The 25,448-nt window shown below is 38.2% G+C and carries 28 protein-coding genes; 13 read left to right on the top strand and 15 right to left on the bottom strand.

What is annotated here, in order from left to right:
• Nucleotides 1-69 precede the first annotated feature (69 nt).
• A complete protein-coding gene (locus MHB39_RS10200; RefSeq protein ID WP_258858790.1) occupies nt 70-777 on the bottom strand; it encodes a DNA alkylation repair protein in 708 nt (235 codons plus the stop codon).
• Between the two features lie 18 nt (nt 778-795).
• Nucleotides 796-1,389 (bottom strand): TetR/AcrR family transcriptional regulator C-terminal domain-containing protein, encoded by a 594-nt coding sequence (locus MHB39_RS10205; protein ID WP_342546566.1) that lies wholly within the window; start codon nt 1,387-1,389, stop codon nt 796-798.
• Between the two features lie 127 nt (nt 1,390-1,516).
• Between MHB39_RS10205 and MHB39_RS10210 the strand changes: the two genes are divergently transcribed.
• Nucleotides 1,517-4,597: an MMPL family transporter gene (locus tag MHB39_RS10210; protein WP_342546567.1), complete on the top strand. Its 3,081-nt coding sequence runs from the start codon at nt 1,517-1,519 to the stop codon at nt 4,595-4,597.
• An 86-nt stretch (nt 4,598-4,683) separates the two neighbouring features.
• Here MHB39_RS10210 and MHB39_RS10215 read toward each other — a convergent pair whose 3' ends face one another.
• Nucleotides 4,684-5,304 carry a hypothetical protein gene (locus tag MHB39_RS10215; protein ID WP_036080965.1) on the bottom strand — a complete coding sequence of 207 codons (621 nt, stop codon included), beginning with the start codon at nt 5,302-5,304 and terminating at the stop codon, nt 4,684-4,686.
• Nucleotides 5,305-5,575: 271 nt separating this feature from the next.
• On the opposite strand from MHB39_RS10215, the gene MHB39_RS10220 reads away from it, so the two are divergent.
• The 7 genes from MHB39_RS10220 (at nt 5,576) to MHB39_RS10250 (ending at nt 10,119) form a co-directional block, all read left to right on the top strand.
• Entirely contained in the window at nt 5,576-5,920 is a 345-nt protein-coding gene (locus tag MHB39_RS10220; protein WP_309484730.1) for a KGG domain-containing protein, read from the top strand.
• A 179-nt stretch (nt 5,921-6,099) separates the two neighbouring features.
• Complete coding sequence (locus MHB39_RS10225; protein WP_258858787.1) at nt 6,100-6,654, top strand: integrase; 555 nt, start codon at nt 6,100-6,102, stop codon at nt 6,652-6,654.
• 71 nt (nt 6,655-6,725) lie between these two features.
• On the top strand, nt 6,726-6,908 hold the full coding sequence (locus MHB39_RS10230) for a hypothetical protein (RefSeq protein WP_243456430.1): 183 nt from the start codon (nt 6,726-6,728) through the stop codon (nt 6,906-6,908).
• Nucleotides 6,909-7,680: 772 nt separating this feature from the next.
• Nucleotides 7,681-8,148 carry an NUDIX hydrolase gene (locus tag MHB39_RS10235; RefSeq protein ID WP_036080957.1) on the top strand — a complete coding sequence of 156 codons (468 nt, stop codon included), beginning with the start codon at nt 7,681-7,683 and terminating at the stop codon, nt 8,146-8,148.
• Nucleotides 8,149-8,177: 29 nt separating this feature from the next.
• Complete coding sequence (locus MHB39_RS10240) at nt 8,178-9,215, top strand: aminotransferase class V-fold PLP-dependent enzyme (protein WP_342546570.1); 1,038 nt, start codon at nt 8,178-8,180, stop codon at nt 9,213-9,215.
• Nucleotides 9,216-9,309: 94 nt separating this feature from the next.
• Nucleotides 9,310-9,861 carry a DUF1697 domain-containing protein gene (locus MHB39_RS10245; protein ID WP_342546571.1) on the top strand — a complete coding sequence of 184 codons (552 nt, stop codon included), beginning with the start codon at nt 9,310-9,312 and terminating at the stop codon, nt 9,859-9,861.
• A 45-nt stretch (nt 9,862-9,906) separates the two neighbouring features.
• On the top strand, nt 9,907-10,119 hold the full coding sequence (locus tag MHB39_RS10250) for a hypothetical protein (RefSeq protein ID WP_342546574.1): 213 nt from the start codon (nt 9,907-9,909) through the stop codon (nt 10,117-10,119).
• A gap of 45 nt (nt 10,120-10,164) precedes the next feature.
• Here the strand turns inward: MHB39_RS10250 and MHB39_RS10255 are convergent, their stop codons facing one another.
• A complete protein-coding gene (locus MHB39_RS10255; protein ID WP_016991486.1) occupies nt 10,165-10,356 on the bottom strand; it encodes a hypothetical protein in 192 nt (63 codons plus the stop codon).
• Nucleotides 10,357-10,792: 436 nt separating this feature from the next.
• Between MHB39_RS10255 and MHB39_RS10260 the strand changes: the two genes are divergently transcribed.
• The gene (locus tag MHB39_RS10260; RefSeq protein ID WP_342546576.1) at nt 10,793-11,593 is read left to right on the top strand and encodes an SDR family NAD(P)-dependent oxidoreductase; all 801 of its coding nucleotides are present in this window, start codon (nt 10,793-10,795) and stop codon (nt 11,591-11,593) included.
• Between the two features lie 61 nt (nt 11,594-11,654).
• On the opposite strand, the gene MHB39_RS10265 is transcribed toward MHB39_RS10260, so the two are convergent.
• The gene (locus MHB39_RS10265) at nt 11,655-12,158 is read right to left on the bottom strand and encodes a DinB family protein (protein WP_342546577.1); all 504 of its coding nucleotides are present in this window, start codon (nt 12,156-12,158) and stop codon (nt 11,655-11,657) included.
• Nucleotides 12,159-12,507: 349 nt separating this feature from the next.
• Entirely contained in the window at nt 12,508-13,380 is an 873-nt protein-coding gene (locus MHB39_RS10270; protein WP_342546578.1) for a DMT family transporter, read from the bottom strand.
• 213 nt (nt 13,381-13,593) lie between these two features.
• Here MHB39_RS10270 and MHB39_RS10275 point away from each other — a divergent pair, with 213 nt between their 5' ends.
• A complete protein-coding gene (locus tag MHB39_RS10275; RefSeq protein ID WP_279494756.1) occupies nt 13,594-14,010 on the top strand; it encodes a GNAT family N-acetyltransferase in 417 nt (138 codons plus the stop codon).
• 36 nt (nt 14,011-14,046) lie between these two features.
• Here MHB39_RS10275 and MHB39_RS10280 read toward each other — a convergent pair whose 3' ends face one another.
• The 5 genes from MHB39_RS10280 to MHB39_RS10300 all read right to left on the bottom strand — a co-directional run bounded on the left by MHB39_RS10280 (nt 14,047) and on the right by MHB39_RS10300 (nt 18,057).
• Nucleotides 14,047-14,517, bottom strand: coding sequence for a hypothetical protein (locus MHB39_RS10280; RefSeq protein ID WP_279494757.1), 471 nt, complete (start codon nt 14,515-14,517; stop codon nt 14,047-14,049).
• A gap of 51 nt (nt 14,518-14,568) precedes the next feature.
• On the bottom strand, nt 14,569-15,018 hold the full coding sequence (locus MHB39_RS10285; protein WP_342546581.1) for a DinB family protein: 450 nt from the start codon (nt 15,016-15,018) through the stop codon (nt 14,569-14,571).
• A 127-nt stretch (nt 15,019-15,145) separates the two neighbouring features.
• On the bottom strand, nt 15,146-15,691 hold the full coding sequence (locus MHB39_RS10290; protein WP_048393824.1) for a hypothetical protein: 546 nt from the start codon (nt 15,689-15,691) through the stop codon (nt 15,146-15,148).
• Between the two features lie 345 nt (nt 15,692-16,036).
• Nucleotides 16,037-17,221 carry an MFS transporter gene (locus MHB39_RS10295; protein ID WP_342546583.1) on the bottom strand — a complete coding sequence of 395 codons (1,185 nt, stop codon included), beginning with the start codon at nt 17,219-17,221 and terminating at the stop codon, nt 16,037-16,039.
• A 17-nt stretch (nt 17,222-17,238) separates the two neighbouring features.
• Entirely contained in the window at nt 17,239-18,057 is an 819-nt protein-coding gene (locus MHB39_RS10300; protein ID WP_342546585.1) for a MerR family transcriptional regulator, read from the bottom strand.
• Between the two features lie 239 nt (nt 18,058-18,296).
• Here MHB39_RS10300 and MHB39_RS10305 point away from each other — a divergent pair, with 239 nt between their 5' ends.
• The gene (locus tag MHB39_RS10305) at nt 18,297-18,782 is read left to right on the top strand and encodes a DUF2975 domain-containing protein (RefSeq protein WP_342546586.1); all 486 of its coding nucleotides are present in this window, start codon (nt 18,297-18,299) and stop codon (nt 18,780-18,782) included.
• A gap of 211 nt (nt 18,783-18,993) precedes the next feature.
• Nucleotides 18,994-19,503, top strand: coding sequence for a GNAT family N-acetyltransferase (locus MHB39_RS10310; protein WP_342546588.1), 510 nt, complete (start codon nt 18,994-18,996; stop codon nt 19,501-19,503).
• 1,216 nt (nt 19,504-20,719) lie between these two features.
• Here the strand turns inward: MHB39_RS10310 and MHB39_RS10315 are convergent.
• The 4 genes from MHB39_RS10315 to MHB39_RS10330 all read right to left on the bottom strand — a co-directional run bounded on the left by MHB39_RS10315 (nt 20,720) and on the right by MHB39_RS10330 (nt 23,246).
• Nucleotides 20,720-21,367 (bottom strand): pentapeptide repeat-containing protein, encoded by a 648-nt coding sequence (locus tag MHB39_RS10315; protein ID WP_339280872.1) that lies wholly within the window; start codon nt 21,365-21,367, stop codon nt 20,720-20,722.
• 75 nt (nt 21,368-21,442) lie between these two features.
• Entirely contained in the window at nt 21,443-22,393 is a 951-nt protein-coding gene (locus MHB39_RS10320; protein WP_339280873.1) for a bile acid:sodium symporter family protein, read from the bottom strand.
• A 90-nt stretch (nt 22,394-22,483) separates the two neighbouring features.
• Nucleotides 22,484-22,675 carry a hypothetical protein gene (locus tag MHB39_RS10325; RefSeq protein WP_258858773.1) on the bottom strand — a complete coding sequence of 64 codons (192 nt, stop codon included), beginning with the start codon at nt 22,673-22,675 and terminating at the stop codon, nt 22,484-22,486.
• Nucleotides 22,676-22,712: 37 nt separating this feature from the next.
• Complete coding sequence (locus MHB39_RS10330) at nt 22,713-23,246, bottom strand: HXXEE domain-containing protein (RefSeq protein WP_342546591.1); 534 nt, start codon at nt 23,244-23,246, stop codon at nt 22,713-22,715.
• 362 nt (nt 23,247-23,608) lie between these two features.
• Here MHB39_RS10330 and MHB39_RS10335 point away from each other — a divergent pair, with 362 nt between their 5' ends.
• Nucleotides 23,609-25,381: an oleate hydratase gene (locus tag MHB39_RS10335; protein WP_054549388.1), complete on the top strand. Its 1,773-nt coding sequence runs from the start codon at nt 23,609-23,611 to the stop codon at nt 25,379-25,381.
• The last annotated feature ends 67 nt before the right edge of the window (nt 25,382-25,448 follow it).

A 25,448-nucleotide genomic window follows, 5' to 3' on the forward strand; every position in this document is an offset into this window, starting at 1 on the left:
AATTCATTGTTTTTTCGAGTAAAAAAAAGACGTCAATCCTTATAGGATCGATGCCTTTAAGTGCGATGATTAACATCTCACATATTTACGCTTAAAGCCAATTCTGCCTCGTGCTACTTCCTTTTGAATCATTTCATACGCATTGAGCTGCGTGCTTTTTTTGTTGTCTCGTTTCATTTCCACAGGACCTATCGCCTGTGCGGTTGCCACTGCTTGTTCGTGGAGCGGCACATAGGAAATAGCTACCGTGTATAAAAAATTATTCATGGCCGATTTTGTGCGTTCGGGTGCATCGTGAATGGTATTTTTCACGATTTCCAGCATTTGAGCTAGCTTGCTCTCGGAAAACTCGCTATCCTTGCGATTCCCTAATAGCCAGCAATAGCAGCTCCAGCCCGCAGACATTTTCAATTCCTCACCACTGGCAATCCACGCATCCGCCACTTCCTGAGCAATCGGTGCCTCCGCTAAAGTGACCGCTACTACATAATCCGACAGCATATAAAAATAAGCTGCCTCGATCCATCGATTAAAATCTTCCACAGTCATGGCTTTTGGATCTGCTATGACGCCAGCAAAGTACATGGCATCATAGTTACCGGTAGCATAAAGCTCTTCTGCTAGAGCCTGATCGATTTTAATTTTCTTCGCAATAGGCTTCATTGCACCTGTTGCCACACCGAACAACGGCTCGTGAGCGCCATTTGACATATACATTTTTTTCGTTCGTTCCTTGCCCAGAGCCTCTAGCTCCTGCATCACCAATTCAGCATTCATAGTAGCACTTCCTTTTCTTTAATCAATTGCCTTGAGACAGCTAGTATTATTTACGCTATATAGTGTTTTCGTTCCTTCTAAGTGGTCACTTAAGAACCGATCCACCATTTGAATAAGCTCTTCGACGGAAAAATCAAGTTCTCCCTGTAGCCAGCTAATGGTCACAGCCGTAATGGATACGGTGAAAAAATGCGTCACAAAACTCAAATATTTTTTCTCCATCTCTTGACACATTTCCGCAATTTGTTTCACGAAATCTTCAATAATGCTATATATTTCTTGATGGAAAAAGCGGTTAAAATGCTCATGGCCCATGGAGTTAATAGCATTAAGCGCAAACGCTCGATTTTTCTCTAAGTATAATATTATATCTCGATAGCCTTCTTGCCAAAGGCTTTCATCCTTATAATCATCCAATAACTCAATTGCCTCACGCTCTAATGTCCACTTCAATAAATCATATATATCCTCAAAGTGATAGTAAAACGTCTGTCGATTCAATTGTGCTTTCTCCATGACTTCCTGGATGGATATCTTTTCTAATGGCTTGAGCACCATTAAGTCTTTTAAGACACTGGCTAATTGCCTTTTTGTTTTTTCACTTTTTTTCATACGGATCACCTTTTTTACAATTTTGCATTTTTGTCTGAATTTTTACAGATCACATCATCTGTCTATATCTTGCTCTTCCTTTCTTGATATACAGTATAGTCAGTTCAAATTGGAAAGGAAGAAAAGCATGAAAAAGTCATGGATATTGAGTCCTGTTTTTTGGGTGATAACAGTTATCGTGATGCTGATGGTAATGCCTAATCTTGAAAAACTTGTACTAGATAAAGGACAAATCACATTGCCTAGTGATTTAGAGAGCGTCATTGGTACAGAGCTGTTAAATGATATTCAAAACGAAGGGAAGGATACCTATTCGTTTGTCTATGTATTTCATCAAGAAAAGGGTTTAACAGCTGCTGATTATTCGGCAATCGAAGGGGTCCTTCATCATTTAAACACAAAAAAGCTTCAGATAACAAATGCGCTCTTCCATACAGAGAGTGAGCAGGCGGCGAATCAATTGGTTAGTAAAGACCATACAACCGTCATGGCACAATTGTCAATCGATAGAAAGATCGGTACAGCGAGTGAAGCGGCAACGCTATTAAAGGCGGAAGTAAAAGATTTACCAATGGATACATATGTAACAGGTGCCGATATTGTGATGGATGATTTCTCTTCCACAACACAAGAAGGTGTGAAAAAGACTGAAATTATTGCAGTTGTCTTTATCATTGCCATATTAGTGATGATTTTCCGTTCACCGATTATTCCATTGATCTCGCTTTTAACAGTAGGGGTGGCTTATGCTGTATCATTATCCATCATCGCCTTACTTGCTAATTACTGGAATTTTCCGTTTTCTAATTTTACACAAGTATTTTTAGTCGTCATATTATTTGGGATTGGTACAGACTACAATATTCTTTTGTTTACTCGCTTTAAAGAGGAATTGGCTAAAACGAATCATGTCTTAAAGGCGATACAAAACACCTACAGAACCGCAGGCAAAACCGTATTACTGAGCAGTTCATCTGTGTTAATAGGCTTTACGGTGCTGTATTTTTCAAAATTCACCTTGTATCAAAGTGTTAGTGGAATCGCGATTGGCATTTGCGTCTTATTAGGGGTTTTGATGACATTAAACCCATTCTTTATGGCATTGCTTGGCTTTAAGCTGTTTTGGCCAAGTAAGGCTATATCAGGGCATACGGAAAATAAGCTGTGGGGTTTTTTAGCGAAAAACGCCTTTGCAAGGCCTATCGTTGGCATTATCTTTGCCTGTATTCTCACTGTGCCATTTATTTATCACTATTCAGGAGAGCTTAATTATAATGATTTAGTAGAAATCGATGACAAATATGAATCGAAGCAGGCAATTAGCTTGATTGAAAAACATTATGAGCCTGGTATGAGTGCACCTGCAACACTTGTTATCCAACAGAAGGAATCGCTCGCAAGCACTGATTATTTACGTGCATTAGATGAATTAACAGGCATTATTGCGAATACACCTGGTGTAGCAAAAGTCTATTCTCCGACCCGTCCAGAGGGGGAGCGTATTGCTGATCTTTATGTGAATGAACAAGCAAATACTCTAAAGGGGGGCTTAGGAGAAGCACAGGAGGGTGTCGGTTCCATTCAAAAAGGACTACAGGATGCCACCAAGCAATTATCGGAAGAACAAGATGTCAGTGGTGTCCAAAATTTAATTAATGGCACTATACAATTACAGGATGGGGCTAGTGATTTAACCAACGCGCTACAAGGATTAACGAATGGCTTAGACAATGCAGCAAACGGCTCTACAGATTTAATAAGCGGGACAGCAGCCTTAGAAGCGGGACTTGGGGAGCTTCAGCAAGGGCTCAATCAATTACAAACCTCCTATCAACAGATTGATACAGGCCTTCAACAATATCATTCCGTTTTTTCTCAAATCGAGCAGCTAATCACGTCCTCTAAACAAGCGTTCGAAGGTATTTTAGGGGCCATGCATGCGTATGTCCAAGCAAACCCGGAAGCAGCAGAAGATGACAACATCCAAACAACTATAAAGACTGCTCAGCAGGGACTAAGTGCGTTAAATGCATTAGATGTTGTATCACTTTCAGCCCAATTTAACCAATTAACACAGGCTTTTGGGCAAGCCAATACCTCCCTAGCTAATGCCCAATCAGCCATTGTGACATTAAAAGCAGGCGCTCGTACCCTAAAAAGTGGTGTCAGTGATTTATCGCAAGGAATTGGGACAGCAGCACAGGGGGCCAATCAAATAACGACTGGTTCTCACAATTTAACCGAAGGATTAGCTGAGGTAAAAGCAGGTCAACAGCAATTACAACAACAATTAATCAGCCTACAGGATAGCATGGTGGAACTGCGCAATGGATTAGGCGAAGGAGCAGAGGGGCTAGAAGACATTTACGCAGGCTTAGATGATGCAAATGGCTATTTACATGAACTGTCAGACAAAGAAACAGGGACATTCTTTGTACCAACAGAGGTGTTACAGGGTGAGTTCCAAGAAAGCTTAAATGCCTATATGACCGATGATCGTCATGCCACGACATTGATGATTATTTTGGATGTCAATCCCTATAAGGAAGAAGCCATGACGATTATGCGCGACATCAGGCATCGTGTAAACAGCTATGTGGAAAGTTCGCTGTTGCAAAATGCAGAGGTCTATTTAACAGGCAAAACAATGAGTAATATCGATTTACAAGAAATTTCTTCAGCTGACTTTATACGTAGTGCAGTACTGATGCTTGCTGGCATTAGCGTGATTTTATGGTTGATCACACGGTCATTTTTACAAACGCTTATTATTAATGCCAGCTTATTAATCGCGACATTTGCCAGCCTTGGTTTAACGGAAATGATAGCGAAGCAGCTGTTAGATTATGACATGCTTAGCTGGAATGTACCGTTCTTTACGTACATTATGATTGTCTCACTTGGTGTGGACTACTCCATTTTCTTGATGATGCGCTATAACGAAACAGCACAAGGAGGACTGAAGGAAATTATTCCGACAAGCCTACAGATGGGAAGCGTTATTTTAGCTGCCGCTGTTATTTTAGGTGGCACATTTGCTGCATTAATGCCATCTGGCGTTATTACGCTGATTCAGGTAGCAATGGCAGTGATTATTGGATTAGTGATCTTGACGTTTATGATGATGCCGATCTTTATTCCAGCTTGGTTTGGGCTTGCTGACAAAATAAAGCTTCTCCTAGCAAACAGGAAAGAAAAAAATCAGTAACGTTCATTTATTTTTTAAGAATAGAAAAAATACTATTATAGGAATTGAAAATGTGGATTTGGTATTTTCCAAATCCACATTTTTAGCTAGAGCCTATTCCAAATAAACATAAATTGAGCTGCATCCGATTCGAGGGCAATTTGATGATAGTCCGTTGAATCATCATCTGTAATCAAGCGACCTTTTTGCACGTTTAAAATGGCATGTTGAACAGAGTCTGGATGTTCAATTGTATAGTGGGAGTCTTTTAGAAGAGTGAGGGCAGATCGACATTTATGTTTATCGATGCGCTCATTTTTTCCTTTAAAATACAGCTTGATTAGATAGGGTACATCGTCAATGATTAAACCAAGCTCAGGATTGGACCGAACAATTAAATCGTCACAGTACCAATTCGCCTTACCTGGATCAAACCACTGAACGTTTTTATTTTTTAAGAATTTTATATAGGCTTTAACAGCTTCCTGGTAATTTTTCTGGCGTGCAGGAAGGGCATTATCCACGATATCGAGTAAATAGGTATCATTCAAACGATGCTCATGGTATTTTTTTAACCCATCACGCAAGGCTTTCCAATAATCTTTTATTGGATGATAATCTCCCTGATATTTTATATCCTTCACAAACTTTGTTTTAGCTGCACTTCCCTTCATTGTGAAGTCTGTAAATTGTGTTAAACCAATAGATGGCTTTGTGAGAGTCGTCATTTTTCCATCACCCTTCTTTCATCCTCGATGACATACTATAGATTAGTATTATATTGGAAAGGGTACATGTATATGATTGATGGGCTTGTTAGCAATCTGCTCCTCACAGTGTTCTATTACAATAAGAAAATCAATTTTTTAAAAAAATATGTTTAGATGTGTTTTGACTGGGAATATAAATAGCGAGCTAGTAAAAAGCTCAAAAAAATATTTAGGAGGAATAGAAATGGCTAACAAGCAAAACAATCGCAACAGAAACAACAATGAGAACATGACTGTCGAAGAAGCGGGACGTAAAGGCGGAGAAGCTACCTCCAGAAATCATGACCGTGATTTTTATGAAGAAATTGGACGTAAAGGCGGCGAGGCTACGTCTAAAAATCATGGACATGAATTTTATCAAGAAATCGGGCGCAAAGGTGGAGAAGCTACGGCTGAAAACCACGGCGAAGAATTTTATGAAGAAATTGGCCGCAAAGGCGGAGAAGCTACCGCTGAAAAGCACGATGACGATTTTTATGAAGAAATAGGACGTAAAGGTGGAGAAGCACGCAGTAAACAGCGTAGTAACAACTCCAACGGCAACCAAAATCGTCGAAATAACAATAATAACTAATCACTTTTAAATAGGTCGAAACCCTTCACACACAGGGCGTTTGTAGTTTTAAACTACAAGCGCCTTTTTTGTTGTTAAGCTCCTCTCCATCCACAGGATTAATTTGTTGAATTTCTCCTAATTGTAGTATATATTTAATCCGCTTCTATTTGTTTTTAGAGGAAATGAGGATCGAGAGAATGACGCAAATTAAAGAAAAAGAACTATTTCAGGTAATTCAATCCGTCGTGCAGGCTGTGAACATGACGGTCAAGATAAAACAAGATGATTCAGGTATTAATATGAGTTATAACTTTATTGGGGACTATGTAGGATTTGATGCGAAACGATTAGTAGAGGCAAGAAATGAACTAATGCTTCCAACTTCACTTGAAATTTATGTCAAAACAATGACCCTGCATGAGTTAGGTCATGCAGTAGATCGAGAAGCATTACAGGCATCACTTCCACGTACAATTGAAATCTTTACGATGAAAAAGCAACATACCTTAAAAGAAATATATCATCAGGAACAACTCTTAGCCATGCTGATTGAAGAACATGAAATGAATATTCAATTTGAGCAAACGGCTTGGGAAAACGCATGGATGCTTAACCGTACACATCACCTAGTTCCTGAAGAGGACTTTGACTATATCAAACAGCATAGCCTAGCGACCTATCAGAAATTATATGAGCAAGATTTACAAGCATATCACCATCTTTTGAACCAGCAGATGGTGCAATTAGTTTAGCTAGAAATAATCATTTCATACCGTCGCAGGAATAGATCAAACCAAATAGGGCAATGTAATACTACTTGGAGGTGATCATTTTGACAAAGGGCAAGCAATATAAACGTCAGTCAGAGTTGGCGGAATTAGCGACAGATTTAAGTCCAGATGATTTAGATGTGCGCGAAGAAAATGCTTTAACACAAGAGCAAAAGAAAAACTCGAACGAAGGAAATCGTTCAAAAAAATCTGCCACACGCAAATCGCAATCATAACGTGAACACCACAATCATTTTCGATTGTGGTGTTATTTTATCTATTGCCATTTTACATAGAACTGTACTACCGAGCGTTGATTTAATGTTACAATTTATAGTATGACTGAAAGGAGCTGGAATAAATGATTATATTTATCGTGTTTGTTGGGGTTGTCGTTGTCATAGGCATCATCAGTAATGCAAATAAAATTCACAGCAAATCAAACGAGCATAACCATCATATCCATTCCACAAACGATTTTTCAACAAATGATGCCCATCTTTCCTCCCAAGACAGCCAACAGTGTGCTGATACTAGTGCTACTTCGAGTGACTCATCCTGTGGCTCCGGCGGGGAATGAAGGTCAACCTTCTAATTATGGAGAACTTGCTAGGAAATTTGGTTGAGGTGATCCAAACTAAGGAGAAGCCGCTCCATAGTAAGCTCCAAGCGATACACCTGTAGATGAACCTCCCCTAAAGAGACTTCAAAGTAATCGAACTGAGAGGAAATTTTTATAGCGTTATTAAAGAATAGGAGATCAGCTTCTCTCTGATCTCTTCCGTTGTAGAGAAAACCGAACAGCTTTAATAAAGCATCCTCGACTAAACTATGATGCCTCTTACTTTTGAAGAACAATTTCAGCATATTGTATGAGGAGAGATGAACTGTTATTTTAGATAAAAGGCAATGACAGTATTTTTAGATAAACAAATAGCGTAAAAGGGACAAAATACCGTAATATATGAATACAAGAAATTAAGAAATGGATAATTGGGGAGGAGAAAGATGGGTTATATAATGGATTTACGACAAAAAATTGGAACTCAGCCCCTCATTATGGTGGGTGCGAGTATACTTATAATCAATGAAAACAATGAGCTACTCCTTCAGCTACGAAAGGATAATAAATGTTGGGGGCTGATCGGTGGTTCGATGGAATTAGGCGAGTCTCTGGAAGAGGTGGCCTTGCGTGAAATGTATGAGGAAAGTGGATTGATGCCTGAATCCTTAATGTTTCTAAAAATGTTTTCTGGTCAAGAATTTTATTATCAATATCCTCATGGGGATGAGGTATTTAATGTTATTGCTGCCTATGAATGTCGTAGTTTTACAGGTTTGATAAACTATGATCAAGACGAGGCAACTGCTATAAAATTCTTTCCACTGCACCATTTACCTGAGAAAATGAGTCCACCAGACCAACAAATCATAAAATATTATGTTAATAAGGTTGTAAATGAAAATGAGGAATAGATAGAGAGAATTTGGAGGTAGCAGTAGATATGATACGATTCGAAAATGATTATGCAGAAGGTGCCCATCCACAAATTTTGCAGCGGTTAGTGGCAACAAATGAAGAACAATCTCCAGGGTATGGTATGGATGAGCATTCCGAAAAAGCAAGAGCCTATATAAAAAAAGCGATTGCAGCGGAGCAGGCAGACATTCACTTTTTAGTTGGAGGTACACAAACGAATACAACCGTGATAGCGTCTATTTTGCGTCCTCATCAGGGCGTCATTGCAGCGAGTACAGGGCATATTGCGGTGCATGAAACAGGAGCTATTGAGGCAACGGGTCATAAGGTGCTGACATTATCTAGCGATGATGGCAAACTAACTGCGGCACAGGTGAAAGCCTGCTATGATGCACACTGGCAGGATAGCACACATGAGCATATGGTGCAGCCAGGCTTAGTGTACATATCTCATCCTACAGAAAATGGTACGACCTATAGTAAGGCAGAATTAACCGCCTTACGTGAAGTTTGTCGAGAATGTGGTTTACCGCTGTTTATCGATGGTGCTCGTTTAGGCTATGGTCTCGTGGCACAGGACAGTGATTTATCACTTGCTGACATCGCTAAGCTTTGTGATGTATTTTATATTGGTGGCACTAAAATGGGGGCATTATTTGGGGAAGCAGTCGTGATCGTGAATCCTGCGTACCAAAAGGATTTCCGCTACATGATCAAGCAAAGAGGAGGGCTGCTTGCCAAAGGCCGATTATTAGGCATTCAGTTCGAAACGCTATTTGAAGATACGCTCTATATGGATATTTCGCATCATGCGGTAGATATGGCAATGCTTATACGACAGGCATTTCTCGATAAAGGCTTCGCAATGCGCTATGATTCAAAAACAAATCAGCAATTTCCAATTTTACCAAACCATCTACTTCCAACGTTAGAAGAAAAATATTCCTTCTCCATTTGGGAAGCATACGATGATACCCATACGGTTGTGCGCTTTTGCACAAGCTGGGCTACGACCAAAGAAAATGTGGATCGTTTAATAGACGACATCTACCGTTTAATATAATCAATCAAGCTGCACCTTCCGTCAAAGGGTGCAGTTTTTTCCTATTATTCCCTAACTCTTGCTATACTATAGATAACAGGAAAGGTGGAAGCGAATGACTAAATACGTAGCACTTTTAAGAGGTATTAATGTAGGTGGGCACAATAAATTAAAAATGGCTGAATTGAGAAACGCGTTGCAACCACTGGGGCTCCAAAACATTCGGACATATATTCAAAGTGGCAATATCCTGTTTGAATCGAGTGAATCAGAAGAATTTTTGCAACAGCAAATTCAAGAGACCATCCAAAGTACCTTCACTATCACGAGTACAGTAATTATCCGTACAGCTGAAGAATTCCGCTCTATTGTGAACAATTGTCCTTTCTCAGAACAAGACTTAGCAGATGCAAGTGCTACAGCTACAGGGGAAAGTCTCCATGTTGCACTACTTTCAACAGTTCCAACTGAAGAGAACGGAGCTAAGTTATTACAATATGTAAGTGAAAAAGAGCGCTGCATTATCAAGGGGAGAGATGTCTATCTGTTATTTCACGATAGCATTCGCAATGCCAAGCTTAGTCAACAACTGCCTAAGCTAGAGGTGCCCGCTACAGCTCGCAATTGGAAAACGATGATGAAGCTTGCGACAATGATTGGTGAGTAGGGAAACTCATCTTTTCATCTTTTCTAAAAGGGGGGGCGATCTTAGATGCGACGGGATCAAGTAGGTTATTTTATCTATCCTTTTCTGTACTTCATTGTTAGAACGATGAATCAATGGAGGAAGCATGAGCCGATTGCATGGGGAGAAAATGTGACAATGATGGTCATCACAATGGTCATCATCTATTTCTTTGTTTGGATGTGGAATTGGTCCAAAAAGCCATATCAATGGGGAAAGAAGAATAAGAAAGAAACATAAAGCAAGAGAGCAAATTTCATTATTGAAATGGTGCTCTCTTGTTTTCTACTTAAACTTTTCAGGTTTTGTGGCTTTAATAGAGGCAATTTCTCCACATTGCGTACAAACAGTGAAAATAAGGAGTGAGCCTGAGGAAAAGCTGGTATTCACGGGTCTTAAAGCAGCATAGCCATCTAATTTTCCTTCAGAAAAAGATTGACCGCCACAGGCTTTACAACGATATGTATTTGTTTCCATAATCTCACCTCGTAATGTAAGTTTAAGGAAATGATAGCATAGAAAAAACTACAGCGATAAGCATCACTGTAGCTCAGAATTGGTTGATACCCTTTGAGGTTTTCTAAAGTATTATAGCATAACAACTTATTCATTGTATAGATGAAGGAACATATACTTCATTTGACTTGACTGAATTGGCTATTTGAACGAAAAGATTGGATGTTTCCTGATTGGTGATATCTTTATTCCTGAAATTAACTGCGTTATAAACATAGAGAATGTTTAGTGAATCATTTATGCCATCTTCATGATCTTTGTAAAATCAACAAGTTCACAGTGGAGCTATAAAATGCTAAAGGTTATTAGTTTAAAATTAAATAGTTTAATGTTAAACTATTTTACGTTAGGAGAGCTAATTTGCTCTTTTTCGTGTGATTTGAAGGAGGAATTGAAAATGGATCGAGTAAAAAATAAAGTGGCATTAGTAACAGGTGGGGCTTCTGGTATTGGTTTATCGGCAGCTAGCTTGTTAGCAAAAGAGGGCGCAAAAGTAGTCATTGCTGATTTTAATGTAGAGGGTGCGAAAGAAGCAGCAGCAACTTTAGTCAATAATGGGTATGAGGCAGCAGCCGTTTTCCTTGATGCAGGGGATGCTTCCTCCATTGAAGCGGCCGTGAACTTCACTGTAGAAAGATACGGCTCATTAACGGTGCTCTTTAATAATGTTGGTCTAACTAACCTGAAGAAAGATTTAGATATATTAAATATTGATTTAGATGAGTGGGACCGCTTAGTCAATGTGAATTTAAAATCCATATTACTAGGAAGTCGTTTTGCCATTCCACATATGCAAAAAGCGGGCGGGGGCTCAATTATTAATACGGCTTCTATGGCTGCATTCGCCAGTGACCAAATACGTACAGCCTATGGGGCAACAAAAGCAGGTGTGGTGAATATGACGAGAAACATTGCCACACAATTTGGGAAGGATCATATCCGTTGTAATGCGGTTGCACCAGATCTTATATTAACACCTGCCGCGAAAAACAATATGCCAGAAAAAATGCTGGCCATTTATGCGAAATTTAATGCGCTACCCTATCATGGGGAAGCGGATGATATTGGTCATGCAGTTGTATTTTTAGCCTCTGACGAATCAAAATTTATGACGGGCCAAACACTGCAAATTGAAGGCGGACATTATCTCGCTAACCCAACCATCGCTGATACTAATAACTGGCTAGCATCTTTATAGTCAATAAATAAAAGAGGTTGTCTTAAAATGGACAGCCTCTTTATATTTGGTACAGGCTTAGCTACATTTGAGGAGCTTCCAACCCAAACTGAGCCCATTCCTCTTTCGCTGGACCATAAATACCTGGAACACTTAAACCAGCCTGACGCATCAGAACCGTCATTTGACCGCGATGATGACTTTGATGCTGTAGCAAAAATAATAACAGGGAACCATTGGGCATTTGTTGACCAATAAATTCAATTGTTTCAGTCATTGTCTTGTCAGTCCATTGCGATTGTATCGCTTCCACTAAGGCTTCACTCGCTTGGTGATAGCCGTCTGCAATGAACCGAGCAGAAGTAGGAACTGGAAAATCCTTTGCTGGGGCTTCAAACGCTAAATTCGTATTCGAGGTAATAATTCGAATTGCAGTAACCGTGTGCCAAGCAACGCGTCCTAAAGTCCAGTTGTCGGGAGTGATTGCCTGATGTAGCGATTCATCTGTAAGGTGATTAAGTAATTTTTGCGTAGCAGCGGCTTCATATGCCCAAGACTGTAAAAAATGATCGATTGTTTGAAACATGAAATCCCTCCAAAAATAGCCTATGATGTCTTATTTTCCTATGCTCCTAAAAGAAAAGCAAGATAAAGCACTGCATAAAGGGGAAGGGCAATAGAGAGCAGGATGTACATGCTCCATTCACCAATCGATAATCTTCGTTGCCACCTCGTTAATTTTAGCTGTCGACAATAGACCATACTAGCAAGTAAAAAAATTAATAAAGTAAAATCCTTTAAGTTCACTAAAAAGATGTTCAGAATATCAGCTCCTTTAGGCATTTGCAATATATGTGCAAACATGACGTTCAATGACCATAAGCTGAGCCAACATAAAAAGTGCGTCTCTATCTAACATAGAAACGCACTTCGTTTTATTCGTCTCGAATGACAATAAAAACGCCGCTAAAAATTAATAGGGAGCCTATCCAAAAGGAAAGCCCAATCGTCTCTCCCAATAAGTGCCAGCCTAAAAATGTGCCAACAATCGGTTGAAAGAAGAAAAATAAGCCGCCACTAGACGCATTCATTAGTTGAAGCCCTTTATTCCACAATAAAAAACCACCAGCTGTTGAGATAATGCCTAAGTAAAGCAAGCCGCCTGAAATGGTCGGTTGTAAAACACTTGCCAGATCTAAATTCTTTAGCCTTGGAAGGACAAAAGGGGTCAATAACATCACGGCAATCATAGATGTATAGGTTGTGACAACAATTTGTGAGTAATGGCTTGGTACCTTTTTGACGAATACCGACATCAATGCCCACGTTAAGGCAGCAAGCAGTAAATAGAGTCCACCTAATTGCTGTGTCACATCGATTTGACCATTGCCTACAACGATCCCGACACCAATCGTGGCAAGAGTAATAGAGAAGCATTTTTTCAGCGTAATGCTTTCTTTTAAAATCAAACGGGCGAAGACAACCATAAAAGCAGGGGTTGTAGCAGTAATAATTGCCCCCATCTGCGCGGTGGATAGCATTGTGCCCATTTCCTGTGTCACAATTGAAATCGTGTTCCCAATAAGGCCAACAAGAAAGATGATCAGCCAATCTTTTTTAGCTATTTTCCAGGATTGCCTCATCATGATTCCAATGATCCCGAGTGCAATTACCGCGATCAAATATCGCATCCAAACAAGCTCTAATGGTGGCACAACCTCCACCACTACTTTAACAACTACATACATGGCACCCCAAATACTCGCAGCAAGCGATAAAAAGATGGCACCGATTATTAGATTTCTCATATTTTTTTCCTCCGTTTTCATAGATACCTATGCCCTTAACGGAGAAAAAGCGCTTCTACCGTTAAGGAAGAAGAAGTGCTGGTACGTCCTGTTCAAATAATGGAGCAAACATCATAATAATCCCACCATCCTCAAGTCATTTTTTATTAGTATAATAGAATACACATCGTTTTCATAGGGAGATTTCATGAAAGCAAAAAGAGGGGGATGAAAATGGTAATACTTCAATACGAGATGGAAGAGAAGGATTTGCCAATCATAAAGGAGGTCTATCAATCTGTAGGCTGGATGAAACATGATGAACAGATTATCAAACAAGTTTTCGATGCAAGCACACATCAAGTTTTCGCCGTGGTAGATGGAAAAATAGTGGGCTTTGCTAGAGCTTTGTCAGATGGCGTATTTAATGCCGCCATTTACGATGTGGTTGTGCATCAAGCCTATCAAGGCACAGGGATTGCACGTTTACTTCTGGAGGATATGATCGCACAGTTAAGGGAGGTATCCTGCATTCAGTTAATCGCCACAACAGGGAATGAACCGTTTTATGCAAAAATGGGCTTTAGAAAATTGAAAACAGGTATGGCCATCTATAAAAATCAGCAACTAGCTCAAGAATATCTGGATTAAAGGAAATGGTCGGAAACCCACAAATGGTTTCCGACCTTACAATTTTATTTCATTATAATTAGACTGGATGAAATAGCTGTTAGTGGATACCCGCTTATAGTGCCCTACATTCCACTCATTCAAGTTGATTAAATCCTTAAGGAATTTGGGGACAGGGCAATTCCAATCTACATTTGCTATTGTTAGTGGGAAATTATCCTCAGCGGGATTAGGTGTATGGATATTAACTGAATCCAAACCAGCATCCTCCTCTACAAACTCCATCCATATTTGATAAGGTTTTCCGAATGTCGAGAGCCTTTCTGATAAGCGGTTATATAGGGCTATATGTGCTTTGATGTGCTCTCTTCTTATCTTTAAACCATCATTGCCGTACCCGTAAAAATCAAGGTGAGTGTGCCACAAATTAAACCAACCTTCTTCGTCAAAGTCTACAATAGATAGCTCTGTGGTTGTTTGTCGCCATAAGTTACGGAAATAACGCCTTTTCCCACGAAATTTTTTCAAATTACTGTTCCTCCATTTAAAAAGCTGTTTCTTTCATTGCGTTGCCTTTTATTAAAATAAAGGCTTTGGCAATCCACTAAGATGCGCGATAACAGAGATTTGCCCAACATGGTAAGCTTCATGTGAGTAAACATGATGAAACAACCAGTTAAGTGTAGGGACGGAAGGTGGCGTCCAACCATCGGAAAACTTCGGCACCTCGACTATTTCATTGAGCTGCGATTCGTCTAATGTATGTAGAATGTCATCCGTATAATTTCTAATTTGAATATAGCTATCTAGTATTTCCTTAGGCGAACAATCATCGTGAAGGTTTAATATACAAGGATTTTTAAGTCCAATTTCATTCACCCAATAGTCTTCGCTACTTGATAAATGAGAAATAATCCATGCTACATTATTTGGATAAAACTCAGATGTCTTAAACCAAAACGTCTCATCAAGTGTGCTTAGGTAAGGTATTAACGTTTTCCTAAGATCATTACGATATGGAAATCGCACATCTATACATCCTTTCATTTATTAATAGGTTTATTGTATAGGAACAAGCACGGGATAGGAAATGAATCCTTTTTTCTCAGATTAAAAGAGGTCTGGAATATTAAAAAAATCACCTAGAGGAAGGTGATTAAATCGGATTGACTTTAAGTTCTCTTAGAATTAAAAGAACGCCCATTCCATACACAATAGAAATGGCTAAAGGTACAAGTGTGAAGGCTTGATCGACAAAGAAGCCACCTAAAATCAGAGCAGAAAAGCAGACGCCTAGAGTCACAAATAAATAAGCCTTACTTTTATAAATCCATATGTATGGCAGAAAATGAGAGCCTGCAAGTAAACCAATTGTAAAGGGAAGATATTCAGGTATGTTCATATACACAATGATAAATACAGGTATGTAAAAAGCTTGAGGAGCGGCAACGATTCCTCCTAACGTCCCTAAAGGATTGCCAGTAGCGTTTAAATTAATCCCAAGAATTTTACTAATACCTAAACCGATAGGGAAAATGGCACCTAAGCCAAATATCCAACTTAAACGAACTGCTTCGATTGGCAAAACTAAGGGCATTAGAGTAAAAAGTAAAAAGACAACCGCACCAGAAAGTAAAATGGGAAATCCCTTTTTTACTTCAACGATCATTTCCTTTTGTAAATCTTCCAGTGTTTTATCCATCAACGCACCATCCTTCATGAAATAAATAGAATATAACCTATAATATACCAGTATATCTCTATTTTTACCACAGATGATTTTAAATGGAACTTTTTAGAAAAGTTTGCGATCCATTGCCTAAAAAATTCTTGAAGATCAAGATTATTATTAAAAAGGAAGGAATAGCAGAGAGACGAAACTTTTGCTCACTCTATGGCATTGATGTGGAAGCTGCCACAGGTATATCCAATCGGGCTTTTACCTGTTATTTTTTAAATATAAATGTTTTTAATCAAGAGTACATATTTAGAAAAGCTACCTTTATATTGAATATGCCATTTTCAATATAAAGGTAGGATAAAAAAATTAATATTTGACTTTAGTAATAATAGGGGTTTCAACTCTACTATTCAATTTTTGGAATAGCCAGATAGCAAGGAATAAAGCCATGCTTACAGTACCAAAACCGACCCAATTCAAATTTAGGACAGAGGTATGACTGATGACAAACCCACCTAATGCAGACCCCAGTGCAAAACCGAATTGGATAAAGGAGGTATTTATGCTTAGGGCAATGTCTGGATTTCGAGGTACTAGTGTAACAAGAAGGAGCTGCTGGGCAGGAGAAATACTCCAAGTTGCTACCATAAAAATCATTAAAATCAAGATCAATACAAAGAGATTGATACCAGCTAGTGCGAATAAGAGGAGCGTTACTGCTTGTAACAGCAATCCAAAACAAATGGTAAAACGCGAACCCTTTGCATCAGCCAATTGCCCGCCCACTCTTGAGCCAAGAAAGCTACAGATGCCAGCTAAAAATAGAATGCCACTAATTTCAGTCATAGAAAGAGGGGATGTGGCTTGCAAGAAAGGCGTAATATAAGTAAATAGGGTAGCGTAGCCACCGACATAAAATAAAGTAATCGCCAGGGCAGTTAGAATTTTTGAATCTTTTAAAATCGAAAGCTGCGACCTGAGTGTAACAGCTTCTTCCTCCTTGATAACTGGAATTTTTTTATAGATGATAAGCAGTGGAAGAATAGTTAATAAACCGATCAGCATAAATAAAACTCTCCATCCAAATATTTCGCTAAAAAATGTGCCAATTGGAACACCCAGCACGAGCGAACTGCTTAGTCCCATCAAAATGATGCCGATAGCACGGCCTCTTCGTTCTTTTTCAACTAATCGAGTAGCTACTGCCATAGCTACCACTGTAGCAATTCCTCCGCGAACCCCTTGAATAATTCGTATCCCTAGTGCGTACTCAAAAGAAGAGCTGATAAACATGAATCCGTTACTAATAATGAACACACTAACGGTAGCCATAAGCAACTTTTTGCGATCCACATTGATCGTGAGCGCAATGAGAATTGGAGCGAAAATGGCTGCTGCTAGGGCAAATAAAGTAACCAATAACCCCGCTTCTGAAATCGTTACTCCAAAGTCGACGGCAATCATTTCAATAACGCCTGTGATAATGTACTCAACGGTTCCGATTAGGAAAACAATGAGTGATAGAACATAGATAATCAGCTTATTTTTCAACTCAATTCACGCTTCCTTCAGCTATTTATAATAGGTATTTGTATCTCCATTAATTGGACGTTTTGGGTTGTAGATAATGGTAAATAGATTTCTCTACCTGGTTCGTTTTCCTTGACTTGATAGTTATTTTCTACAATCCAGTTAGCTAAATCAACACAGGCTGTACAAGCAAAGTTAGAATCTGAACGAAAGGTCATTGTGGCCATCATTGGCTCAGGAGGAAGAGTCCGTAGTTGAAATGTATCAGGGAGTGATGAAAGCTCCTTGGTTAAAAAATAGCCGACTTCAAATTCGAACTCGTCTTCTTTCTCCTCTATTTCTTTCCATAAAACAACCTGAGGACTTTGAGCTAATTGGCGCATTTCCTTTGTGAGTAATTGATTAAATGTACGAAACAGATCTGGAATATCTTCTTCTCTCCCGCGTGCTTTCAAAGAAAGGAATTGCTGAGCATCCACTGCCTTGATGCGGATTTCTTGATCTGATTCCACCTGACCCTCTCGTTCTAAAAGTTGCATACGTTCTTCAATTCGTGAAAGCTTGGCCTGTTCCGTCTGGATAATATGTTGAATCTCACTTTTTTTCAGCTTAAACATCCCTTGTATATCTTTTAACGAAATATCTTCGTGGAGCAAACGTATAATTTGTGGCAAGGTAAACCCCAATTCCTTATAGAGAAAGATCCGATTGAGCTCTAGTAGCTGGTCTGCTGAATAGTATCGGTAGCAAGTATCATGGTCCACCTTTCTCGGCTTTAATATGCCAATCTGATCATAATAGCGCAATGTTTTTAAGGATACTTTGCTTAGCCTAGAAAATTCACTGATTTTAAACAAACGATCACCTCCAATCTAATAACTTAATGCAAGTATACAGTTTCCTGTGCAGGGGAAGGTCAAGTGCTTTTTAAATAACCTTACTACAATCTAATGTAGTAAGGCGCTTGTGAATATTTCAATGAATGTTAAATATAAAAATAACAATAATAATATAATTAAAAACAATTATTATTTATTGTTAATCAATAAATTTCGTGTTAAATTTATAGTGTCATTAAATAAGTGAGGTGCTTTCAATGAATGTTAAACCAGGTTTAACATCTTTTTTAAAGGTAATGATTCTTCTGGCTGGGATGGCCATTCTTGCCCTATGTATATTTTTTGTACCTCCTATGGCTGATTTCGCATCGAGTTTGTATCCGAATTTTTACCCAATGAATTATCTCATTTTCATTGTGATGTATGGATCGGCTGTACCTTTTTACATTGCTCTCTATCAGGCTTTTAATCTTTTACGGTACATTGATGCGAATACAGCGTTCTCGGAATTATCTGTAAAAGCGTTAAAGTACATAAAGTGGTGTGCAATAATAATCAGTGGCTTGCATGTCTTAGGTGCACCCCTTTTTCATTTTATAACAAACAAAATGGATCCTCCTTTTGGAATAGTGGGACTCCTCATCATTTTTGTCTCACTAGTTATCGCCATTTTTACGGCTGTCCTCCAGCGGCTTCTACAAGAAGTGACGAATATAAAATTAGAAAATGATTTAACGGTCTGAGATGGATGATATGTGATATTAGCCAAACGAAAACTGCTCATAGAAAAGATGTAGAACCTATCAGTTAGAATTCGGAATCCTATGGAAGTTTAATAGTAACGCAAGTAAATTTCTAGATAGATATGTAGTTTAATCTTTTAAGGGGGCTGATCCACTTTTATTCTACTTTTGCTATACTTTATGAAATTGAATAGTATAGGAGGCTATAAAAGTGGATTGGAAGATAAAAATATTTGATGAATTAACCGTAAAAGAACTATATGAGATACTGAAGGTTCGTGCGGAAGTTTTTGTGGTAGAGCAAGAATGTGTCTATCAGGATCTAGATTCAAAAGACGAAAATGCTTATCATTTATTTGGTGAAGACCAAGGAGAGGTAGTTGGGTATTTAAGGATTCTCCCCAGAGGAATAGCATATGAAGAAGCAGCAATCGGAAGAGTATTAACAAAGCAAACCTACAGAAAAAAGGGATTGTCTCTGGAAATGGTTAAAAGAGCAATTGATTACATTCTAGATGATATTGGAGAAGACGCAATCCGCATTTCTGCGCAGGCATATTTGCTAAAATTCTATGAGGGCTTCGGATTTGAAAAGACATCAGAAGTTTATTTAGAAGATGGAATAGAACATATAGAAATGCTATATAAAAGGGGGGATAGAGCTGAAAATGTAGCGGATAGGACGCTCAAAGTAGCGGATACCCCTCAAATAGAAGGATAGAATGCTAAAAGTGCAGGATAGAACTGAAAAAGTAGCGGATAGAACGCTCAAAGTAGAGGATAAGCCTCAAATAGCAGGATAGAATGCTAAAAGTGCAGGATAGAACTGAAAAAGTAGCGGATAGAACGCTCAAAGTAGAGGATAGCCCTCAAATAGCAGGATAGAATGCTAAAAGTGTAGGATAAAACTGAAAAAGTAGCGGATAGAACGCTCAAAGTAGCGGATAAGCCTCAAATAGCAGGATAGAATGCTAAAAGTGCAGGATAAAACTGAAAAAGTAGCGGATAGAACGCTCAAAGTAGCGGATAAGCTTCAAATAGCAGGATAGAATGCTAAAAGTGCAGGATAGAACTGAAAAAGTAGCGGATAGAACGCTCAAAGTAGAGGATAAGCCTCAAATAGAAGGATAGAATGCTAAAAGTGTAGGATAAAACTGAAAAAGTAGCGGATAGAACGCTCAAAGTAGCGGATAAGCTTCAAATAGCAGGATAGAATGCTAAAAGTGCAGGATAGAACTGAAAAAGTAGCGGATAGAACGCTCAAAGTAGCGGATAAGCTTCAAATAGCAGGATAGAATGCTAAAAGTGCAGGATAGAACTGAAAAAGTAGCGGATAGAACGCTCAAAGTAGAGGATACCCCTCAAATAGCAGGATAGAATGCTAAAAGTGCAGGATAAAACTGAAAAAGTAGCGGATAGGACGCTCAAAGTGGAGGATAGCCCTCAAATAGAAGGATAGAATGCTAAAAGTGTAGGATAAAACTGAAAAAGTAGCGAATAGAACGCTCAAAGTGGAGGATAAGCCTCAAATAGAAGGATAGAATGCTAAAAGTGCAGGATAAGCCTGAAAAAGTAGCGGATAGAACGTTCAAAGTAGCGGATAAGCCTCAAATAGGAGGATAGAATGCTAAAAGTGTAGGATAAAACTGAAAAAGTAGCGGATAGAACGCTCAAAGTGGAGGATACCCCTCAAATAGCAGGATAGAACGCTTAAAGAGGAGGATAGCCCTCAAATAGCAGGATAGAATTCTAAAAGTGGAGGATAAAACTGAAAAAGTAGCGGATAGAACGCTCAAAGTGAGGGATAGCCCCGCAAATTAGGAGGATAGAATTCTAAAAGACGATAAAATAGCAGATTAACAAATTGTAAAAATTGAGCGCTATCCGAGCATAAGGATAAGCGCTTTATTTTTTTCTTGAACTTTTAAGCCCTTAAACTAGTATTTAACCTTCAACCCTAGTAATGAAGCAAAACCTATGGCTTGTTCAGTAGAGACTTCACACCCATTTAAACTTTCTGGAGTTACTTGAAGTCTTTTAAATTTACATGTACTGATGTCTATTCCTTTTAAGGAAGTTTGGGAGAAATCCACATCATTTAGATCACTTTCTTGAAACGCCACCTTATTAAGTAAACAATCATAAAAATTCGCACCTTGCAGGGAGGTGCTATCAAATAGCACTTGTTTAAAGCGCACTTCGGGGAAATTACTTAAGTTTGCAAGGCAATTTTCAAATGAAACATTGCCGAGGTTTGCTTCAGTTAAATTCAACCCTAATAGTTTACAGTTTTTGAAGGCCACTCTATGAATGATGCCTTCACTTAAGTTAGTGTTAGATAAATCACAGTTTTCAAAAATGACGTCCGTTAAATCAATTTTTTGAAAGGTACAATCGATGAATGTGACATTTTTAAAGATAACATTAGAGACGATTAATCGTTCAATATCCTCGTGAGCAATGACCGTATCCGTAATCTTGCAATTTGTTAAATAGGGTTCCTCCTCATAAAAAATATCCTGAAAATTTGCTTTGTCAAGATTCGGGGATATTTTTGGTGATGTAAGTTGGAAATTGTATGACATATTAGCACACCCTTCAAATATAAATAAAAGCTTCTCCTATTTAGTATAAGTGCAAACCTAAAATAAGAACACCGTCTATACGGTGCTCTTATCTGGTTTAAACAAAGGATTTACCATCTTACTAAAAACGGAGGCTAGCACCTGTTGAAACAGCATACCGAACACAACAGGCATGGCGACTTTACCTGGAAAGTACGTTGTGGCCACGATGACACCGACTGCAATATTTCTCATGCCACCAGTAAAAACAAAGGTTGCCATTTGTGGACCGTCTTTTAACAGATATCGGCCTACGAGGTAAGCAAATAGATAGCCTGAGACTGCAAGTAAGAACACTAAAAGCACCACGAAGAAAAGATGCATGTTGATATCCTTTAAGTAGGGAGCAATGGCACTACTATTAATCAATATGACCGCAAATAAACATAGCTTTGAAAAAGGAGCAAGTTTTTTACCGATTTTTTTGGGGATGGCTCCTTTCGAAAGTTCATTCACTAAGATACCTAAAATCGTGGGTAAGACAATCATCCATAGTAAATTCAGAATCAGGGATGCCACATCCAACTCAATTTTTTCACCCGAAACGATATAAAGGATGAAGGGGAGGATGATGGGAGAAAGGAGCGTATCAATTAAAATAATTGATAAGCCTAACGGTAAGTTCCCTTTGCAAATATTGATCCAAATAACACTCGTTACGCCTGTTGGAAGTGCAACCGCTAAGACAAAACCAATAGTCAACAAATGGTCATCGAACAAAACGGTGGATAAGAAATAAGCCCATAAAGGCATCAAGAGATGAAGAAAAAGGATGGAGAATAAAATGAGAACTGGATGCTTCATGAAAATTTTTATATCTTTAAATTTCATATGTAAGCTTCCTGAGAATGTCATGAAGGCAAATAGCCAGGAGACAAGGAATAATAAATGATGTCCAATGCTTTCTAAGAATACACCTACAATTAAACTTAATGGTGTCAGGATCGCAATGTATTTTTGGAGAAATACATTTAGTTTTTCTAACATACAAAGACCTTCTTTTTTTATCTGATTTTATCACTTTTATTATAATCGTAGGTAAATTTACCGCAAAAAAAAGCAGAAGATTTACTCCTGCTAAGAATTTACATGTTTTTTATCGGTTTCTTTAGTAAACGGCATCCATACAATGCCTACGATCAATAAAATATTACCTGTCCACCTAATCCATAAATAATAAGGATGGTCTTTTAAAAAGTACAACGAAGCTAGGATAATAACCATCCCAATAGCAATCATCAACTTTAAATAAATCGGAGTTTTTGCCACTCTCCTGCCTCCTTTCTATCTTTTCATGAACATGTATCTATATCACTCTTTTTCCTAGCCAATGCGCAGTAAAGACAATGGGGAAAAATAGTATGCCAAAAGGCAGGCTTATCAAAACGATATGCCAAGTAAGGATGCCACTAGTAAACAAAGATTTAAATAAAATAATGCTATAGGGAATAATGATGATGGCTGATGTTATAGCTCCTGGAGTAACAGAACGAAATAAGAGCGATTGTCCAATATGGGTAAAAGCATGGATAAAGAAAACAAGTGTGACGGCTGTGAAAAAATAGAGAGTAAAAGCGACTCCGTTTAGGAAATAGTAGTTAGCCAGAATGGTAGAGAGACTGACAAACAAAAAGATAAATAATACGGCAACAGCAAATTGTGCTGTGGTCATTGAAAATTGTTTTACCACTTTATCAGCTATTTTTTGGGGTAATCTTTCATACAGCTTATGACGATTATGATGTAACCATTTCTCTATCATAATAATTTCTTCAAAATCATGGATAATAAATAAAATAGGAAACAACCAAATAAGTGTTTGAACATTCAACCATTCCATTTGAATACCTCTCTCCTTATCACTATGCTGGAAGTGTTACTAAAAATACCATATTTATATAATATATGTTAATAATAACATATTGAATAAAGGTTAAAAAGATTTATTGAGATAATAATTATGCAAATCTAATAACGACATACTGGATTGATTTTTCCTTTTTTAAGCAGGAGCTAAGTAGGTTTTTACTGTTTGATTCTCTTTTATAAAAATACAAATACTTGCTATGTCCAATGAGAAGGCTAGATAAATTAACGAACAATTATAGGATTTGAATTTTTTGTTAATTATTAGCTCATTTTACCATTTTGTCGATAACCTGTGTTATTCTATATTAGAATAATAAATTAGGAGGCGGTAATATGTATTACAGCAATGGTAACTATGAAGCTTTCGCACGTCCTAAAAAACCTGAGGGAGTCGATAAAAAGTCTGCTTATCTGATTGGCTCGGGACTAGCCTCACTGTCAGCAGCATGTTTTTTAATTCGTGATGGCCAAATGAAAGGTGAGAACATTCATATTCTTGAAGAGTTAGATATTTCAGGAGGAAGTCTTGATGGCATACTTAATCCGACGAGAGGGTTTATTATTCGCGGTGGACGAGAAATGGAAGATCATTTTGAATGCTTATGGGATTTATTCCGTTCCATTCCTTCGTTAGAAGTAGAAAATGCTTCCGTTTTAGATGAATTTTACTGGCTTAATAAAGAGGATCCTAATTATTCAAAATGTCGATTAATGAAGGATAGAGGCCAAAGACTTGAGGATGATGGCAAGTTCACTTTATCAGACAAATCCTCAGAAGAAATGATTAAATTATTCTTTACGCCTGAGGAAAAATTAGAGGATAAAAAAATCACAGATGTTTTCTCAGATGAATTTTTTGAATCGAACTTTTGGCTCTATTGGTCCACAATGTTTGCGTTTGAAAAATGGCATTCTGCGATGGAAATGCGTCGTTATATTATGCGTTTCATTCATCATATTGGCGGATTACCAGATTTATCGGCCTTAAAATTTACAAAGTATAATCAGTATGAATCGCTCGTGCTGCCAATGATTAAATACTTAGAAAGTCATGATGTTGATTTCCAATATAATACGGTTGTAGAAAATGTTTTAGTTGATAAGGTAGGAGACAAGAAAGTAGCTCATACATTGGTGTTACGAAAAGATGGTGTGAAAAAGAATATTGAACTAACAGAAAATGAGTTAGTGTTTGTGACAAATGGTAGTATTACAGAAAGTACAACATACGGGGATAATAATACGCCAGCCCCTATCAATAAAGATTTAGGTGGCAGCTGGTCCCTGTGGAAAAATATCGCTGCCCAAGGTGAAGAGTTTGGTCGACCAGAAAAGTTCTGCGATAATCTGCCAGAGGAAAGCTGGTTTGTTTCTGCTACCCTTACAACATTAGATGATCGAGTGGCTCCATATATTGAAAAAATCAGTAAAAGGGACCCATACGCTGGTAAGGTTGTAACAGGAGGGATTGTCACAGCTACCGATTCTAATTGGATGCTAAGCTATACATTGAACCGACAACCTCACTTTAAAAATCAACCAAAGGACCAATTAGTTGTTTGGATTTATGGCTTACTATCAAACAAGCCAGGTGATTTTATTAAGAAAAGTATTACGGAATGTACAGGCATTGAGATTGCCCAAGAGTGGTTATACCATATGGGTGTACCAGTGGATGAAATTCCAGACATTGCACAAAATTCTTGCAATACGATTCCATGCTATATGCCTTACATCACTTCTTATTTCATGCCAAGAGCAATGGGTGATCGTCCACTTGTTGTGCCAGAAGGATCAGCTAATTTAGCCTTTATTGGCAACTTCAGCGAAACCGCAAGAGATACAGTCTTTACTACTGAATATTCCGTAAGAACGGCGATGGAGGCAGTCTATCAACTATTAACGATTGACCGAGGTGTGCCAGAGGTGTTTGCGTCTGCCTTTGATGTTCGCACATTATTAGCATCAACGGCTCGTTTGCTGGATGGTAAAAAACTAACAGATATTGATGCACCATTTATCTTAAAGCAAATCGGTAAATTGGGTATTCATAAAACAAAGGATACAATCATTTATGATTTACTGAAAGAAAGTAAACTAATATAGTGTTGAAAAAGAGACAAAGCAGTTTGAGGGGCTTTGTCTCTTTTTTTTATAGCCAGTCTTTTACATA

It is taken from the genome of Lysinibacillus sp. FSL K6-4013 (genome assembly GCF_038630435.1).
GTDB lineage: Bacteria > Bacillota > Bacilli > Bacillales_A > Planococcaceae > Lysinibacillus > Lysinibacillus boronitolerans.